The sequence below is a fragment of the Polaribacter septentrionalilitoris genome, from assembly GCF_009832745.1.
GTDB classification, from domain to species: Bacteria; Bacteroidota; Bacteroidia; order Flavobacteriales; family Flavobacteriaceae; genus Polaribacter; species Polaribacter septentrionalilitoris.
The window spans coordinates 1-1,637 of record NZ_VRMJ01000035.1 but is presented as its reverse complement, the minus strand read 5'-3'; the positions used below and the strand labels follow the sequence as shown (position 1 = coordinate 1,637).

1 protein-coding gene is annotated in these 1,637 nt (G+C 27.2%); it reads left to right on the top strand.

The annotated features are described in order from the left end of the window. Positions 1 to 144: 144 nt before the first annotated feature. Positions 145 to 1,380, top strand: a complete 1,236-nt coding sequence (locus tag FP421_RS09580; protein WP_159950005.1) for a hypothetical protein — start codon at positions 145 to 147, stop codon at positions 1,378 to 1,380. The last annotated feature ends 257 nt before the right edge of the window (positions 1,381 to 1,637 follow it).

Genomic DNA, 1,637 nt, shown 5'->3' with positions numbered 1-1,637 from the left:
ACACCGTGTATAAAAAATTGCTTATTTTTAGCTTAATCAAAGTTAGTTGCTTTTTTGCAATCTTATATTTTCCTGCGGAAAATAACGATGGCACAAAATCGCAACTTTCCATAACACAAACACGTTGGCAATAATTAGAAAGAAATGCATAAAAGTTTAGAAACATTAAAGAAAAACAATCCTGAAATAGAATTAAAAGAGTTTTCTAAAACCTATGCAGTTTTAAATGCTTGGAATGATTCCTCTTTCGCTCTTGTTATTTCCAAAAAGAAAAGAATACCTTCCTTTTCGAATATAATTCTGATGGAAGAATTTAGTTCAATCTTAGATACAAAAAATAATATTTGGGAATTTATTTATACACCTGAGAAAAAGGATAAGGAAATTATAAAAAGAAAATTTGACTTTATCTACGAGGGAAAAAAATATGATTGCTCGTTTGAGAAATCTTCAAGATATTTAAAGTTTTTTGCTGAGTCTTTTCGTTTATTAAAATCTGAAACTAAAACATCTTATAGAAATTTACGTCAATTTAAAGACTATTATTCTAAAGATAAAGCTGACTATGTTAAAGAATATTTCAAAGATAGATTGCCATATTCATTTTATGTTAAAGGAGACATTAATGATATTGAGGATAAAATAAAATTCGCAAAAACTTTAAATTTCTATTTATCTTATTACGACAGACAAACACCTTTAATTCAAGTTTTTAATACTGACAAAATTGATTTTAAAACAAAGGTTCCTTGTTACACACTTTTTGATGTTTTCCCAACAGAAATAAATGCAAGTTCGATTGACCTAACTCTATTGGATATTTTAAGTGTCGCTAGCAAGACAACAGATATACGTTTAGAATTTATATTCTATTATCAGATTTTAGAATATGCGGCTTATTATCATATTGAAAGTGAAGATGACCAAAAGTTGAGACAAATTTTAAAACGACCAGATATTAATTTAAATGCTAACGATTATATTAAAGAAATTATGGAGGTTTTATCTGAACGATTTAATATTCATAAAACAAGTGACAAAACAAGAATTGATAAAACAATAAAAAGATTTTGTTCAATTAAAGACATTGAATTAGAATTAAAAGAAAACGAGGAATCCTTAAATAAAAAAATTGTATTTGATGGTGGTTTAAAAATTAGTGGTCTATTTAAAGATATATCAGCTGTAGAATCTGGAGCAAATGGAATCTTAAATGATATTTTAAATAATATTTCCAAAATTAGAAATGTAATAGTGCACTTGAGAGAAAGCAGAGAAAATACAGTAATTCTACCTACCGAAAGGAATAATGAATTATTACTTCCTTATTTGTATTTATTAAGACGAATAGCGGAAAAAGTTGCTATCCAATTTGAATAATAACTATTGCCAACACCGTATATAATTTATTGCTAGTTCTAGCCTACTTACGAAAATCCTCTCGGATTTTCTATTCGGTTTTTATTTGCTAAATTTAGTGCTTAAACCACGCAACAAACCATATACAAACACGTTGCAAAAAACTGTGCTCACTCAAACGTGGGAATAAAAAAATTGCGATTTAATGTTCTTTAAAATTGAAAAAAAGTGGAATTTTAAAAAGTTGAACACTCTCTCGCTAGCAAAATTCAACACGT

What these genes read in the sequence shown, in the direction of transcription:
- FP421_RS09580 (WP_159950005.1), top strand. Translation starts at nt 145, where the DNA reads ATGCATAAAAGTTTAGAAACATTAAAGAAAAACAATCCTGAAATAGAA.